The sequence below is a fragment of the Pseudomonas sp. NFPP28 genome (assembly GCF_900115535.1).
Lineage (GTDB): Bacteria > Pseudomonadota > Gammaproteobacteria > Pseudomonadales > Pseudomonadaceae > Aquipseudomonas > Aquipseudomonas extremorientalis.
Genome location: NZ_FOWT01000013.1, coordinates 90,313 through 103,566, shown reverse-complemented (window position 1 = coordinate 103,566; position 13,254 = coordinate 90,313). Strand labels below are relative to the sequence as shown.

Annotated in this window: 15 protein-coding genes; 2 read left to right on the top strand and 13 right to left on the bottom strand. The window is 60.6% G+C overall.

Translation table 11 applies throughout. The features are described 5' to 3' along the window. Positions 1 to 34: 34 nt before the first annotated feature. From BM110_RS28240 to BM110_RS28190, 11 genes are all read right to left on the bottom strand, one after another. Positions 35 to 376, bottom strand: coding sequence for a ribonuclease E inhibitor RraB (locus BM110_RS28240; RefSeq protein WP_058427416.1), 342 nt, complete (start codon positions 374 to 376; stop codon positions 35 to 37). 212 nt (positions 377 to 588) lie between these two features. Next, positions 589 to 825: a hypothetical protein gene (locus BM110_RS28235; protein WP_092242608.1), complete on the bottom strand. Its 237-nt coding sequence runs from the start codon at positions 823 to 825 to the stop codon at positions 589 to 591. Positions 826 to 928: 103 nt separating this feature from the next. After that, a complete protein-coding gene (locus BM110_RS28230; protein WP_093514575.1) occupies positions 929 to 1,534 on the bottom strand; it encodes an START domain-containing protein in 606 nt (201 codons plus the stop codon). A gap of 41 nt (positions 1,535 to 1,575) precedes the next feature. After that, positions 1,576 to 1,830, bottom strand: coding sequence for a YkgJ family cysteine cluster protein (locus BM110_RS28225; protein ID WP_071491547.1), 255 nt, complete (start codon positions 1,828 to 1,830; stop codon positions 1,576 to 1,578). Between the two features lie 162 nt (positions 1,831 to 1,992). Next, on the bottom strand, positions 1,993 to 2,478 hold the full coding sequence (locus tag BM110_RS28220; RefSeq protein WP_093128110.1) for a translation initiation factor 2: 486 nt from the start codon (positions 2,476 to 2,478) through the stop codon (positions 1,993 to 1,995). A 104-nt stretch (positions 2,479 to 2,582) separates the two neighbouring features. Then, positions 2,583 to 4,022, bottom strand: a complete 1,440-nt coding sequence (locus BM110_RS28215) for an aminotransferase-like domain-containing protein (protein ID WP_015885400.1) — start codon at positions 4,020 to 4,022, stop codon at positions 2,583 to 2,585. Between the two features lie 250 nt (positions 4,023 to 4,272). Next, a complete protein-coding gene (locus tag BM110_RS28210) occupies positions 4,273 to 5,088 on the bottom strand; it encodes an OmpA family protein (protein WP_093514574.1) in 816 nt (271 codons plus the stop codon). Then, positions 5,085 to 5,447, bottom strand: coding sequence for a DUF4398 domain-containing protein (locus BM110_RS28205; RefSeq protein ID WP_092242594.1), 363 nt, complete (start codon positions 5,445 to 5,447; stop codon positions 5,085 to 5,087). The genes BM110_RS28210 and BM110_RS28205 overlap by 4 nt, the downstream gene beginning before the upstream one ends. Before the next feature lie 9 nt (positions 5,448 to 5,456). After that, entirely contained in the window at positions 5,457 to 6,272 is an 816-nt protein-coding gene (locus BM110_RS28200) for a substrate-binding periplasmic protein (RefSeq protein WP_093514573.1), read from the bottom strand. Positions 6,273 to 6,345: 73 nt separating this feature from the next. Further along, positions 6,346 to 7,275, bottom strand: coding sequence for an electron transfer flavoprotein subunit alpha/FixB family protein (locus tag BM110_RS28195; RefSeq protein ID WP_093514572.1), 930 nt, complete (start codon positions 7,273 to 7,275; stop codon positions 6,346 to 6,348). Between the two features lie 2 nt (positions 7,276 to 7,277). Next, positions 7,278 to 8,027, bottom strand: a complete 750-nt coding sequence (locus BM110_RS28190) for an electron transfer flavoprotein subunit beta/FixA family protein (protein ID WP_093514571.1) — start codon at positions 8,025 to 8,027, stop codon at positions 7,278 to 7,280. A 505-nt stretch (positions 8,028 to 8,532) separates the two neighbouring features. On the opposite strand from BM110_RS28190, the gene BM110_RS28185 reads away from it, so the two are divergent. Beyond that, positions 8,533 to 10,197, top strand: a complete 1,665-nt coding sequence (locus BM110_RS28185; protein WP_092242588.1) for an electron transfer flavoprotein-ubiquinone oxidoreductase — start codon at positions 8,533 to 8,535, stop codon at positions 10,195 to 10,197. A 42-nt stretch (positions 10,198 to 10,239) separates the two neighbouring features. Here BM110_RS28185 and BM110_RS28180 read toward each other — a convergent pair whose 3' ends face one another. After that, complete coding sequence (locus tag BM110_RS28180) at positions 10,240 to 11,133, bottom strand: AraC family transcriptional regulator (protein ID WP_071491451.1); 894 nt, start codon at positions 11,131 to 11,133, stop codon at positions 10,240 to 10,242. A 181-nt stretch (positions 11,134 to 11,314) separates the two neighbouring features. Between BM110_RS28180 and BM110_RS28175 the strand changes: the two genes are divergently transcribed. Beyond that, positions 11,315 to 12,367 carry an NAD(P)-dependent alcohol dehydrogenase gene (locus BM110_RS28175; RefSeq protein WP_092242587.1) on the top strand — a complete coding sequence of 351 codons (1,053 nt, stop codon included), beginning with the start codon at positions 11,315 to 11,317 and terminating at the stop codon, positions 12,365 to 12,367. On the opposite strand, the gene BM110_RS28170 is transcribed toward BM110_RS28175, so the two are convergent. Next, positions 12,368 to 13,171 carry an IclR family transcriptional regulator gene (locus tag BM110_RS28170; protein WP_071491453.1) on the bottom strand — a complete coding sequence of 268 codons (804 nt, stop codon included), beginning with the start codon at positions 13,169 to 13,171 and terminating at the stop codon, positions 12,368 to 12,370. It lies immediately after the preceding gene. Positions 13,172 to 13,254 lie beyond the last annotated feature (83 nt).

Sequence of the window (13,254 nt, the reverse complement as noted above, 5' to 3'; positions counted from 1 at the left end):
AGCCGATACGCTGCGTTTCTCATACTTCAAGCCGCTACATGGGTAACCCACGCACCTCCTGCTTCACGCCCCATCCTTCGATGATCCCACCCAGCGGCTCGACCACCGCCCCGAAGTCTTGCTCGAAGTCTCCTATGCCGTCGTAGGTCGCAAACATGACTTTGCTCAGTTCCAGGTACCAGGCGCCATCGTCGCGCGCACTCACCTGGGCATTCAGGGATTCCCCGCGAAACTCACCCGCAGCCCTGCGCGCCCGTTCCTCATCCGGGAAAATGGCGTAGAACTCGATGGGGTGAAAACGCGAAAAGTCGAAGCCGCCTTCTTTCATGCGGCGCAGAACGTTGGTGCTGATGTCTTCTTGATAGGCTGTGCTCATGAAAAGTGCTCCTCGAATTGATGGATAGACTTTCCGTGCTTCCCGAAGCCCACGCCGCAATGGCGTGGGGACTACGGCAACAACATCACCGCTGGAAAACAAGCATGTAGCTGACAAGACCAGAACTAGCGATTCATTCGCTGATCTCGTTTGCAGAGTAGCGCGAAGCTATCACCTCCACCAGAGGCGCTTGGATGGCTTACAGGGAATGTTCAGGCGGCGGGAGAGATGTCGAGGATCTGGATACTGTTCTGGTCTTTGAGAATCTTGACCGTCGGCTCGGGCTTGCGGCCCTCCAGGTCATTGAGGTTCAGTTTGGCGGCGACGGGCACCAGCTTGTTGCGAATCATGTGCGCAGCGTCTTCGAGGCTGGGCTTGTGTTCGCAGGTGAACTGCTCCACGGACTGCACGCCGTGATCATCAACGAAGGTAATTTGCCACGTTTGCATCGGTGCCTCCTCGATAAAACCCATGTGTGGGCTTACACGTATCTGGACCTTGAGCGCTGGACAAACGTTCCACTCAAGGCCGGAGGCACCGGATCAACTGCAGTTATTTTTCTGCGTGTTGTTTCAAGGCTTTCAAGGTGTTGAACGGGGCGTCCACCACAAACTTGTTGGCCAACCACGAGGGCACGCTGCCGCCTGGCTCGGTGTGCACCTGGTAGGTGACTTCGGTCTGGTTGTCGCCTTTGGGCACCAGTTTCCAGAAGCCGTCGACCTGGGCGACGCGCACGTAGCCTTTTTCTTCAGGCTTGTAGGTGGGGACACCTTCAAGTTTACGAGTCAACGTGCCATCGGCGGCCTTGGTCGTGGTGATATGCAGGTAGGAGTCACGATCCGTCACAGGGAACGGCGCTTTGAATTGGGTGTAGGTCCAGCTCTCGTCGCCCTTCTTGTCGACCAGTTTCTGGGACTTGCATTCGTGGATCCAGGCGCACGCACCGGCAACGTCTTCCTGCAGCGCGACAATCTTGGCCACCGGCGCCTTGATCGTGGTGACCCCGCGATACGCCTTGTACTTGGAGCCGGCAATTTCGCTCAGGGACACCTTGATACCGTCTTCGTCCTTGGCGACTTGCCAATCCTCAGCCTGGGCGGTGGCAGCAAACAACACTGTAAAACCGCACAACACAGCCATTCGTTTCAGCGAACCCATTGTTGTATTCCTTATTGTTGAAGTTCCGATAGTAAAGCCCATCAAGCCGCCGTCATCTGCTCCCACCAGCCGATCAAGCGGATCGCATCGGCCTGGTCGGTGCCGCAGACCTCGAGATCTGCCTTGAAATCACTGCACACCGCCGGTCGCTCCGGCTGGCCGAACAGCAGGCATAGTTGTTCGACCGACAGGTGCAAGCAGCGTTCGCCGGCGGGCTTGCCTTGTGGCATGCCCGGTAATGGCGAACTGATGGAGGGGGCGATGCAGCAAGCGCCACAGCCTTCACGGCAATTCATGACCAGCAGGTCCTCGACGACTCAATGTGGATGGCGGGGTTAGAGTACGCCCTAAAACAGCCGTTTTAAAATGGGTTAACAGGGGTTTTTCGCAGAAAACAAAAGTGACTGACCAGTCTGCGACAGATGGTCGAGGGCACGCGTCACGTTTGCGGGAAAAGTTTACTGCTTGAACTCGAACTCCAGCGCGGCGCCTTCCACTTCGCGTCGTTCTTCGTTGCGCAGTTGCAGCTGCATTTCGTTGCTGAGCAGGCGGCCGTTGATCTGGAAGGCGCTGTTGTCGGCGGGCTTCTCACCGAACATTGGCGGCAGCAAGGGCACACTTTTGGGTTTGGGCATGGTGCCGATAGGCTGCAAGTGCCTGACCATATCCGACGGCAAGGACAGGTCCAACTGTGCCGGTGGCAATTGTGTCTGCGTCACTTCGCGAGATGCCTTGGACTTGCTGGCTGCACGTTTTTTGGCGGCGGCGGTGGGTTTCTTCACCGCTGGCGCTTTTTTTTCGGGAGCCGGTTTTTTCGCGGGGGTCTTCTGCTCGTTACTGGCGGCGGGCCTGGTTTCGCTCACAGGGGCTGCCGCCAGCGCTGTGCCGACGTTGCACAGGCTTAACAGGCCAATTACCAGAACAGCGCGAAAAATACAGGTCATATCGCCTACAGCATTAACGGCAGAGGGCCATATGCTCGCTTGTTGTGCGCGGCATGACAAGCACGGTGATCAGCGCGCTATAGGATTTGTCCCCTTTCCGAGCGTCACAGTCCTGCTGCCGTTTCCTGGCATAACTGGCTGGCCAGCATCCCCAACGTCATCAGCGCCCGCTCTGCCTCGCGGTTCCACGGGGTGCCGCAGTTGAGGCGAATACAGTGATTGAACTGCTCCGTGTTACTGAAGATCAGCCCCGGCGCAATACTGATGCCCTGTTGCAGTGCGCGCACGTGCAGTTCCTGGGTATTGACCCTTCCAGGCAAACTGACCCACAGGATGAAGCCGCCCGTCGGACGGGTCATCTGAGTGCCTTCCGGGAAATACTGCTGCACGGCCAGTTGAAAGGCGCTGAGGTTCTTGCGGTACTCCTGGCGGATGTAACGCAGATGCCGGTCGTAGCCGCCATTTTCCAGGTAAGCCGCAACGCCCATCTGTGTGACACTGCACGCGGAGTGGGTGCTGAACATCTGCAGGCGCTGGATCTCCTGCTGGTACTTGCCGGCGATCATCCAGCCAATGCGCACACCGGGGGACAGCGTCTTGGAAAAGCTCGAGCAATAGATGACCCGATCCAGGCGGTCATAGGCTTTCAGCGCCTTGGTGCGGCCCAGTTCGAACATCAGCTCGCCGTAGATATCGTCCTCGACAATCTGGATGTCGAAGTCCGAGGCCAGGCGCAGTAACTGTTTCTGTCGTTCCTCGGGCATCGTGCCGCCCAGCGGGTTGCTCAGGCGCGTGGTCAGCACCAGGGCCTTGATCGACCATTGGTTGGCCGCCAGCTGCAGGGCCTCCAGGCTCATGCCGGTGGACGGGTCGCTGGGAATCTCGATGACCTTGAGGCCCAACAGATCGGCCAGTTGCAGCAACCCGTAATAGGTCGGCGATTCAGCGGCTATCAGGTCGCCCGGCCGCGTCAGCACCCGCAGGGACATCTGCAACGCGTCGACACAACCGTGGGTGATCACCACTTCGGACGGGTCCACCACCACGCCCGCATCGCGCATGCGGATCGCCACTTGGCGGCGCAGCGGTTCGAAACCGGGGCTGAACATGTAGCTGAACGCCCGTGGGCTCTGGAAGCGCGTGACCTTGGCCAGTTGCTGGTGCAGCGCGCGTACAGGCAGGTAGTCCACGCTCGGCACCGCGGCGCCCAACGGAAACACTCCCTCGCGACGCGACTCGCCCAATACCTGTTGAATGATGCTGCTGCGGGTGACCAACCCAGGGCGCTCGACCCGTGCAATATCCGGCGTCGGCGCCGTGAGTGCTGGCGTCTGGTGCACGTAATAACCGGACTGTGGCCGCGCCCGGATCAGCCCCTGGTCTTCCAGGTTGGCATAGGCCTGCAACACCGTCGCGTGGCTGACGTTCAACTGCGAACTCATCTTGCGCACCGAAGGCACGCGCTCGCCCGGTTGATAGACACCGCGCCGGATATCTTCAGCCAGTTGCTGGGCGATACGTTGGTAAAGCAACAGATTGGTCATGACGCAGCACTCGATTTCACGGGTATTTTATTTTTGTGTGAAACATACCGGCACAGTTTAGAAGTGTACGGGGACAGTTGCCACAATAGTCGAGCGCGCGTTGGAGTGACAGTAAAAACTGTGAGGGTGCACACCAAAAAATGTGGGAGGGGGCTTGCCCCCGATGACGGTGGGTCAGCGACAGATTTGCTGACTGATGCACCGCTATCGGGGGCAAGCCCCCTCCCACATTCAGAGCTGCTCCAGGCTACTATCGGGCAGCGCCCAGTTGGCCTTTTTCGTCAGAGAAGACGATTTCAACGCGACGGTTCTGTGCCCTGCCCCGCTCGGAGGCATTGGCCTCCACCGGGTACTGGTCGCCATACCCTTCCACCTGGATGCGTTTTTCGTCGATGCCCAGGTCGACCAGCACATCAGCCACCGACTGCGCGCGGTCGCGGGACAGCTTGAGGTTTTCCTGCTCGCCGCCGGTGTTATCGGCGTAGCCCTCGATACGCACCACACGCTTGGGGTTCAGTTGCAAGAACTGCACGATCTTGAGCACTGTACGGTTGGCCGAGTTCTTCAGCTCGGCGTCACCGGTGTCGAACAGCACATCGCCCAGGGTCATCACCAGGCCACGATCGGTCTGGGTAGTGGTCAGGCTGGCGATCTGTTCTTCAAGCCATTTGCCCTGCTGCTGCACGCTGCTCAGCTTGCTTTCGCGCAAGGCCAGTTGCAGGCGCTGGCGCTCCAGTTCGAGCTTGGCGCCGCGCTCCTGGTTGAGCGCCTGTTCGGTGTGTTCGCGGGCAATGGCGCTATAGCGCTGGCTCAAATAGGCGTAATGCACCACGTCGGCACCGCTGCCCCAGTAGCTGGACATGCGGTCGGCACGAGCCAGGGACTCACCGGCGCGGATCACGTCCTTGGGTGCAAAGCGCAACACATTGGCGTCTTCCTTGACCTTCTGGAAATCATTCCCGGCCTGTTGCAGGGCCTGTTCGCTGTCGGGATGGCTGGCACAACCGCCCAATACAGCAGTGCCCAACAGCAGCGCACAGCTCAAACCACGGATCATCGGGCTCATTGGGCGTCCCCCAACTGCAGTTGCTTGCGCAGGCGCGTGATGCGGGTGTTGAGCACGTTCAACTGCTCCTGGCTCTTGCGGGTCAACACTTTGGCTTCTGCCAGCCGCGCGTCCAACTCGGCTTGCTCAAAGCGCATGCGTGCATTTTTGTAGGACTGGTCAGCCATGCTCGACTTGGCCCGGGCGAATTTCTCTTCGGCCAGTTTCAGTTCGGGCGATTCATCAGGGTTGGCGCCAACGGCGCTGGCTTGCTCCAGGGCTTGCTGGGTGAGGCGAATTTGTTCATTCGGCGCAGGATCAGCTGCACATCCCGCCAGAGCGACAACGGCGAGGGCCGCGAAAAGAGGTCGAAGAGTCACTGAAAATCCCTACTTTGTTGGGGTGCCGACGGGTTGTTGCAATTGCGCTTTCCAACGTTCCAGATTGCGCTGCAACGCGGCTTCCGTCACACCAGACCCGGGCAATTCTGTCATCTTTTTGGCGAGCTGTCCGCGCAACCACGGATCGTTGCAGGCCGAGTTGTGGGAAATCGCCAGGTACAGGCCCGGCTGATCGACGGGCACGTCGCGGGCGATCAGGTCGTTGCTCATGCCCAGGGTCTGCGCCGTCGCCATGCCGGAATAGCGTCCGGCGAGGACATAGTCGACCTCTCCCAGCAGCAGCTTCTGGAACGCCGGCGTCAGGGACGCCAGGCGTTGCAGGCTCAATTGCTGGCCGACGAAGGTCTCGAAGGCGGCACTCAAGCGCGCACGTTCCGACACCGCGCCTTTGTGCCCGTGCAGGTCGGCCGCCGTGGTGTAGACCAGCGCTGAATCCTTGCGCGTCCACACCAGGTAGTCGAGCTGCACCAGGGCCGGGTGAATGTAGTCGAGGGTTTCCAGCTCGCCCAGGTTCAGCGGCGCATCGGCGAGGATATCCATGCGCCCGCTGCGCACCTCATCCAGGGCCAGCGGGCGTTTGCCGCCATAGAGCAGGTCGATTTTCAACCCGAGGTCCTTGCCCACCTGTTGCAGCACGTCGGCGGTGGCGCCGATCAGGTGCGTGGGGTCTTGCGGGTCACGCCAGAGCAGGGGCGGCGCGTCCGGGCTGCCGGTGATCACCAGGCGGTCGCATTTGCCGGCGGCCAGCGCCAGGCTCGGCAGCAGTGTGAGGCCCAGCAGTACAGCCCAGGGGCGCAATTCCATGGCGTGTGTCTCCAGCAAGTCAAAAAAAAGCCCGGTCACTAGGACCGGGCTCTTTATAAGTGAAGCGACTGGATTAGACCAGCTTCTCCAACTCAGGGACGGCTTCGAACAAGTCCGCCACCAGGCCGTAATCAGCCACCTGGAAGATCGGTGCTTCTTCGTCCTTGTTGATCGCAACGATCACTTTGGAGTCCTTCATACCGGCCAAGTGCTGGATCGCGCCAGAGATACCGACGGCGATGTACAGCTGTGGCGCAACGATCTTGCCGGTCTGGCCGACCTGCATGTCGTTGGGTACGAAACCTGCGTCGACGGCCGCGCGGGAAGCGCCGACCGCAGCGCCCAGCTTGTCGGCCAGGGCGTACAGGTGCTTGAAGTTGTCACCGTTCTGCATGCCACGGCCGCCGGAAACGACGATCTTGGCAGCGGTCAGCTCAGGACGGTCCGACTTGGCCAGCTCTTCGCCTACAAAGCTGGAGGTGCCAGCGTCGTGGGCAGCGGCGACGGCTTCAACGGCAGCCGAACCACCTTCAGCGGCAACCGGGTCGAAACCGGTGGCACGCACGGTGATGACTTTGACCGAAGCGTTGGACTGTACGGTAGCGATAGCGTTACCGGCATAGATCGGGCGCTTGAAGGTGTCGGCGCTTTCGACCGAGATGATCTCGGAGATCTGGTCAACGTCCAGCTGCGCGGCAACGCGTGGCAGGATGTTTTTGCCGTTGGAGGTGGCGGCAGCCAGGATGTGGCTGTAGCCACCGCCAAGCTCTGCAACCAGAGGCGCAACGTTTTCCGGCAGTTGGTGAGCGTAGGCCGCGTTGTCGGCGACCAGTACTTTGCTCACGCCAGCGACTTTCGCAGCGGCTTCAGCCACCGCGCCAGCGCCCTGGCCCGCAACCAATACGTGGATATCACCACCGATTTTCGCAGCGGCAGCCACGGTGTTCAGGGTGGCCGGGGCCAGCACTTTGTTGTCGTGTTCTGCGATTACCAAGATAGTCATGGTTAGATTACCTTCGCTTCGTTTTTCAGTTTCTCGACCAGTTCAGCCACCGACTTGACCTTGATGCCCGCGCTGCGTGCAGCCGGTGCTCCAACTTTGACGGTCTTGTTGGTGGAAGCGGTGGAAACGCCCAAAGCTTCCGGAGTCAGCGACTCAAGCGGCTTCTTCTTGGCTTTCATGATGTTTGGCAGGGACGCGTAGCGCGGCTCGTTCAAACGCAGGTCGGTGGTGACGATGGCCGGCAGTTTCAAAGAAACGGTCTGCGCGCCGCCGTCGATTTCACGGGTGACAGCCACGCTGTCGCCGCTCACTTCGACTTTGGAGGCGAAGGTACCCTGGCCGTAACCGGTCAGCGCAGCCAGCATCTGCCCAGTCTGGTTGTTGTCGCTGTCGATGGCCTGTTTGCCGAGGATAACCAGCTGAGGCTGTTCCTTGTCGACAACGGCTTTGAGCAGCTTGGCCACGGCGAGGGAGGTCAGCTCTTCAGCGGACTCGACCAGGATGGCTCGGTCGGCGCCCAGTGCCAGGGCGGTACGCAGCTGCTCTTGAGCAGTGGCAGGACCGATGGAAACCACGACGATTTCAGTCGCCACGCCTTTCTCTTTCAGGCGTACGGCTTCTTCCACGGCGATTTCGCAGAACGGGTTCATCGACATCTTGACGTTAGCGAGGTCGACGCCGGAATTGTCCGCCTTGACGCGAACTTTCACGTTGTAATCGACAACGCGTTTGACAGCTACAAGAACCTTCATGGATTCCTCGTTACTCTCCGGTGAAAAGAAAGTCGCCTAGGCGAACCTGGCGGTTGATGCTCATCGGCACACAAGGGCACCTCCAAAAACGCAGGCGGCGACCTTGCTCACGGGAAATGATGACCGTTCGTCAGGGGTGACTGAGAGGTCATTCTTTATCGCAGCGTGTAAACTGCGCGCCAATGGTTGGGCACGCGTCACCTGTCTTGCTTTTGGACGTGCTCTTGAAACCTGCTGTCTGCCTACGGTAAGCGCAAAACCGACCGTATATTGACCGGAACGCCTATTCTGGTCAATACGGCAAAATAGCCAGTCATAAGCCGCACCACTGTGATTTATCTAGCCTGCGGGCAATTCAAACAAACGTTTGTATTGGACGCTGCCAGTGGTGTAGATATAATGCGCCACCTAGAGAGAAAGGTGGGTCTTGCCGTTGCCGCAAGACAACACCGAACCTCCACCCATTAGAAAAAAAGCCTGTTGAGCCTTGAGTAGGAGATAGCCTGTGGAACGCGAATACATGGAATTCGACGTGGTCATCGTCGGCGCTGGCCCGGCGGGACTGTCTGCCGCCTGCCGCCTGAAGCAGAAGGCCTCCGAAGCCGGTAAGGAAATCAGCGTCTGCGTGGTCGAGAAAGGCTCCGAAGTCGGCGCGCATATCCTCTCCGGTGCCGTGTTCGAACCCCGCGCCCTGAACGAACTGTTCCCGGACTGGAAAGCACTCGGTGCGCCGCTCAACACTCCGGTGGTGCGCGATGACATCTATGTACTGCGCAGCCCCGAAGCCTCCACCAAGGTCCCTGACTTCTTTGTGCCCAAGACCATGCACAACGAAGGCAACTACATCATTTCCCTGGGCAACCTGTGCCGCTGGCTGGCCCAGCAGGCCGAGAACCTGGGCGTGGAAGTCTACCCAGGCTTCGCCGCCCAGGAAGCGCTGTTCGACGAAAACGGCGTGGTGCGCGGCATCATCACCGGTGACCTCGGCGTCGATCGCGAGGGCAACCCAAAGGAAGGCGTCTACACCCCAGGCATGGAGCTGCGTGGCAAGTACACGCTGTTCGCCGAAGGTTGCCGTGGCCACATCGGCAAACAACTGATCCAGCGCTTCAACCTGGACAGCGACGCCGACGCCCAGCACTACGGCATCGGCCTCAAGGAAATCTGGGAAATCGACCCGGCCAGGCACCAGCCTGGCCTGGTGGTGCACACCGCCGGCTGGCCGCTGGACATCATGAGCGCCGAGAACACCGGCGGCTCGTTCCTCTATCACCTGGAAAACAACCAGGTGGTGGTCGGCCTGATCGTCGACCTGTCCTACAGCAACACCTTCCTGTCGCCGTTCGATGAGTTCCAGCGCCTCAAGCACCACCCGGTGCTGGCCCAGTACCTCGAAGGCGGCAAGCGCATCAGCTACGGCGCCCGTGCCATCTGCAAAGGCGGCCTGAACTCGCTGCCGAAGATGGTCTTCAAGGGCGGCGCGCTGATCGGTTGCGACCTCGGCACCCTGAACTTCGCCAAGATCAAGGGCAGCCACACCGCGATGAAGTCCGGCATGCTTGCCGCCGACGCCGTGGCCGACCGCCTGTTTGCCGAATCCGAAGGCGGTGATGAACTGACCGCGTACGTCGACAGCTTCAAGTCCAGCTGGCTCTACGAAGAACTGTTCGCCAGCCGCAACTTCGGCCCGGCGATGCACAAGTTCGGCCCGATCATCGGTGCCGGTTTCAACTGGTTCGACCAGAACATCCTGGGCGGCAAGATGCCGTTCACCCTGCACGACACCAAGCCGGACTACGCCTGCCTCAAGCTGGCCAAGGACAGCAAGAAGATCGACTACCCGAAACCCGACGGCAAGCTGAGCTTCGACAAGCTGAGCTCGGTGTTCATCTCCGGTACCAACCATGAAGAAGAACAGCCGTGCCACTTGAAGTTGAAAGACGCGAGCATCCCGATCGGCACCAACCTGCCGCTCTACGATGAACCGGCGCAGCGCTACTGCCCGGCCGGCGTGTATGAAGTGATCACCCAGGAAGACGGCGAGAAGCGCTTCCAGATCAACGCCCAGAACTGCGTGCACTGCAAGACCTGTGACATCAAGGACCCTTCGCAGAACATCACCTGGGTTACGCCGGAAGGCGCGGGTGGGCCGACTTACCCGAATATGTAAGCTCGCGGCTCGAACAAAAAGGCTCCCAAATGGGAGCCTTTTTTATGCTGCGCGCTCTTCGCCGGGATTACGCAGGAAATAGCGTTTATATTCCCGACTGAACTGCGACGTACTCTGATACCCCACGCTATGCGCCGCCTGCGCCACGCCCATGCCGTCCACCAGCAGCAACTGTTGGGCCTTGAGCAGACGCAAACGCTTCAGGTACTGCACCGGCGACAACAACGTGCAGCGCTTGAAGTGCTCATGAAAGGTCGACGCACTCATGTGCGCATACCCCGCCAGCGTCTCGATATTCAGCGGCTCGGCGTAATGGGCATGCAGGTGATTCAACGACGTGGCGATGCGCGAAAACTGCCCCTGCTGTTCCACCAGCGCCCGCAATACATCCGCTTGCGGACCTCGTAAAGCGGTGAACAACACTTCCCGGACCCGCGCCGGCCCCATGATCCGGCTTTCCAGCGGATCGTGCAGACACTCCAATAGCCGTTCGACGGCACCGCGCATCGCATCATCGAGCATCACCGAACTCATCGACTCCAGCGTCTGCGCCGTGGGCGGCGGCCCGGCCTGAATGCCCATGGCCATCACCAATTCGCCCAAGACCACGCGGTCAATGCCCACCGTGACGCCATACAACGGCGCATCGGAGCCCATGGCAAACGTCTCGCACTCGAACGGCACCGGCATGGCCTGGATCAGGTAATGCCCGGCGCCATACTCCAGCGTGCGCGGCCCCAGGTAGGCGACTTTGCTGCCTTGGGCCACGAACATCAGGCTTGGCTCATAGATCTGCGGCCCGCGTGCCACGTCACAACTGGCGCGCAGCACTTGCACACCGGGCAGGTGGGTCGGGGAGAAACCGTCGCAGGGCGTAAGCCCCTCAATCAAGGCAACCAAGGTGGCGTTGGCATCGAGATGGCGGGTCAACAACATGGCAAAAAACTTCGCGAATAAGGGATGAGAACATCATCGCAGGTCTGGCGGCCAATGGATCCAAACCAGGGGCACTCCCGGACGAATAGGCATGAGACTCGGAGCATTTGCCATGTTCGCTCCCAGGGTCGGCGCGCAGAATGCGCCACCTCTACAGTCCAGGCTTTTGCGAGGTTTCCCCATGTATACCGCCATCGGTTATGCCGCCCAGTCGGCCACCACTCCCCTCGCCCCCATGTCCTTCCAGCGCCGCAGCCCGCGCGCCGATGACGTGGCCATCGAGATCCTCTACTGCGGCGTCTGCCACTCCGACATCCACCAGGCTCGCAACGAATGGGGCATCGCCGTATACCCGCTGATGCCGGGCCACGAGATTGTCGGCAAGGTCACTGCCGTTGGTGCCAATGTCACCGCGCACCAAGTCGGCGACCTGGTCGGCGTCGGCTGCATGGTCGACTCGTGCCGTCACTGCGACGCCTGCAAATCGGACCTTGAGCAATACTGCCTCGAAGGCCCGACCATGACCTACGCCACCCCGGACCGCGTAGACGGCAGCAACACCATGGGCGGTTACTCGGACAGCATCGTGGTCAGCGAACACTTCGTGGTGAAGATCCCGGCCAAGCTCGACCTGGCCAGCGCGGCACCGATCCTGTGCGCCGGCATCACCACTTACTCGCCGCTCAAGCACTACGGCGTAAAGGCCGGCGATAAGGTCGGCGTGCTGGGCATGGGTGGCCTGGGCCATATGGGCATCAAGTTCGCCAAGGCGATGGGTGCGGAAGTGACATTGTTCACCCGCTCGGCGAGCAAGGCTGAGGAAGGTCGTCGCCAGGGGGCCGACCATGTGATCGTGTCCACCGATACCGAGCAGATGAACGCCGCCGCCGGCAGTTTCGACTTCCTGCTGGACACCATCCCGGTGCAGCACGACCTGAACCCTTACCTCGACGTGCTGCGCTTTGACGGCGTGCATATCCTGGTGGGTCTGATCGAACCGGTCGACCCGCCCGTCAACGCCGCCAAGCTGGTGCTGGGCCGTAAAGTGCTGGCCGGTTCCTTGATCGGTGGCATTGCCGAAACCCAGGAAGTCCTGGATTTCTGCGCCGAGCACAACATCACCTGCGACATCGAAATGCTCGACATCCGCCATATCAACGAAGCCTACAGCCGCATGATCGCCGGCGATGTGAAGTACCGTTTTGTCATCGACATGGCGACCTTGAAGGCCTGATCAGGCCTTAGCGCCCAACTCCGCCGACAGCCGGGCTGCGACCTGTTTGACCACGGGGATCAGCTCGGCCATTTTCTCCAGCGGCATGTAGGGCACGGTACTGGCGATGCTGATGCCGGCGACGATGCGCCGGCTGGCATCGCGCACCGGTGCCGCTACGCAGCGGATCGACGGTTCGTTGTCTTCCAGGTCGAACGCATACCCACCCACCACGTATTCACGCATGCGCTGCTCGAACTGAGCCCAGGATTGTTCCGGGTGCTGCGGCCATTGCAGGCTTTTCCCACCCGCCGGCAGGCTGACGTCGTACAGGCGCTGCCACTCCTCCACCGTGTCATCCAGCAGCAATGCCTTGCCGATCCCGGTCCGCGCCAGCGGCATGCGGTGGCCGACCCGCGAGCGCATTTCCGGGCCATTGCGGCCGGGGTTCTTGTGCAGGTAGAGCACATCGTCGTATTCACGGATGGCCAGGTGGATGGTGTCACCGGTCAGCGCCGACAGCTCATCCAGATACGGAATGGCCAGGGTCACCAGTGGCAGCTCTTCGCGCGCCTGGAACCCCAGTTCGATCAATTTCGGCCCCAGCAGGTAACCCACTTGCGGCACCACGCGCAGGTAACGCTCCTCCACCAGGCAACTGGCCAGGCGGTGGGTGGTGCTGCGAGTGGTGCCGATGCGCTTGGCGATCTCTTTCAGATCCCGCGCACCCGCCGCCACGGCCTGCACCACGCCCAGGCCGCGCAACAGGGTCTGGGTGCCAGTGGGGGCGGTATCTTTGACGGGGATGTGGGCGTTTTCCTGCATATCGGGCCTATTAGTGTGAAAGCGGGGGCATTATGGCAAATACCGACCCTCAATACAGTGGCGATCCAAATGTGGGAGGGGGC

Coding starts and splice junctions, on each gene's coding strand:
- BM110_RS28240 (WP_058427416.1), bottom strand. CDS start 376: ATGAGCACAGCCTATCAAGAAGACATCAGCACCAACGTTCTGCGCCGC.
- BM110_RS28235 (WP_092242608.1), bottom strand. CDS start 825: ATGCAAACGTGGCAAATTACCTTCGTTGATGATCACGGCGTGCAGTCC.
- BM110_RS28230 (WP_093514575.1), bottom strand. CDS start 1,534: ATGGGTTCGCTGAAACGAATGGCTGTGTTGTGCGGTTTTACAGTGTTG.
- BM110_RS28225 (WP_071491547.1), bottom strand. CDS start 1,830: ATGAATTGCCGTGAAGGCTGTGGCGCTTGCTGCATCGCCCCCTCCATC.
- BM110_RS28220 (WP_093128110.1), bottom strand. CDS start 2,478: ATGACCTGTATTTTTCGCGCTGTTCTGGTAATTGGCCTGTTAAGCCTG.
- BM110_RS28215 (WP_015885400.1), bottom strand. CDS start 4,022: ATGACCAATCTGTTGCTTTACCAACGTATCGCCCAGCAACTGGCTGAA.
- BM110_RS28210 (WP_093514574.1), bottom strand. CDS start 5,088: ATGAGCCCGATGATCCGTGGTTTGAGCTGTGCGCTGCTGTTGGGCACT.
- BM110_RS28200 (WP_093514573.1), bottom strand. CDS start 6,272: ATGGAATTGCGCCCCTGGGCTGTACTGCTGGGCCTCACACTGCTGCCG.
- BM110_RS28195 (WP_093514572.1), bottom strand. CDS start 7,275: ATGACTATCTTGGTAATCGCAGAACACGACAACAAAGTGCTGGCCCCG.
- BM110_RS28190 (WP_093514571.1), bottom strand. CDS start 8,027: ATGAAGGTTCTTGTAGCTGTCAAACGCGTTGTCGATTACAACGTGAAA.
- BM110_RS28180 (WP_071491451.1), bottom strand. CDS start 11,133: ATGTTGTTGACCCGCCATCTCGATGCCAACGCCACCTTGGTTGCCTTG.
- BM110_RS28175 (WP_092242587.1), top strand. CDS start 11,315: ATGTATACCGCCATCGGTTATGCCGCCCAGTCGGCCACCACTCCCCTC.
- BM110_RS28170 (WP_071491453.1), bottom strand. CDS start 13,171: ATGCAGGAAAACGCCCACATCCCCGTCAAAGATACCGCCCCCACTGGC.